Genomic DNA, 1,132 nt, shown 5'->3' with positions numbered 1-1,132 from the left:
GTATGGGTTTCCACACTGGGCTCATCGCTAAACTGGCGAGAAAAGTCCCTGCTCGCCTGGATTGCTCCGCGCGGTATTGTTGCCGCGGCGATCTCCGCCCTGTTTGCCGAACGCTTGCAGCAAAATGGCGTTCCCGGGGCCGAAAAGCTGGTGCCGCTCACCTTTATGGTGATTATCGGCACGGTAGCGTTGCAGAGCCTCACGGCTCGGCCTCTGGCCCGCCTGCTGAAAGTGGCGGAACCTGCCGCACGCGGCTTCCTGATCATCGGCGCCAACCCGGTGGCCCGGGCCATTGGTGCAGCCTTGCAGAAAAACCAGTACCCGGTGGTGGTCACCGATTCCAGCTGGGAGTCCATTCGTTCGGCGAGGATGGAAGGGCTGGGCACCTTTTACGGCAACCCGGTATCTCAACACGCGGATCAATATCTGGATCTGGTGGGTTATGGCAAGCTGCTGGGCCTCAGCCCTCGCCGTGAGCTTAATACCATGGCGACCATGCGCTACCGGCTGGAATTCGGCGAACAGAACATTTTCAGCCTGCCCACCCAGAAAACGGAAAAGGAAGTGAAGCACGAAGTGGCGCCAGAACACCGTGGCGCCACCCTTTTTGCGCCGGAGATGACCTATGCCCGCCTGGCCAGCCTGCTCAGCCAGGGCGCTGAAATCCGCAAAACACGCATTACCGAAGAATTCAGTTTTCAGGCCTACAAAGAGGCACCGGGGCGCCAGGTCTGGCCGCTATTTGCCATTGATGCCCGCGAGCGAATTCATGTTTTTTCCGCGGAAGAGCAGCCTGACCCGAAGGCCGGCTGGCATATTCTTGGCCTGGTGAAAGAAGACGCCGCCAAGGAAGAAAAGAAAGCCGAAGCCCGCGCTGAAGCCGCCGCCGAGAAAGCGGCAGCGGAGAACAAGACGGATGGCAAAGGCGAGGAAAAAGAGACCACCACTGACAACAAATCGGACAAGAACAAGTCCGGTTCGGCCATCGCCGACAAGAAGAAAGGGAGTTCGCAGAAAAAATCGAGCACCTAGCGTGCTCCGCTGGCGAGCACCTGTAGCCAATACTGATGATGGCTGCAGGTGCTCTTCTCCGCTCCTCCTGCTCCTTGTGCTGGATAAGTTTCTAAACGAA

General features: G+C 58.5%; 1 protein-coding gene. It reads left to right on the top strand.

The window, feature by feature from the left end:
- Positions 1–1,032, top strand: a 1,032-nt coding sequence (locus tag A3754_RS23745) for an NAD-binding protein (RefSeq protein WP_197468821.1), incomplete at its 5' end; no start/stop codon positions are given.
- Positions 1,033–1,132 lie beyond the last annotated feature (100 nt).

The organism is Alcanivorax sp. HI0083 (assembly GCF_001635175.1).
This window is presented reverse-complemented; position numbering and strand designations above follow the sequence as displayed.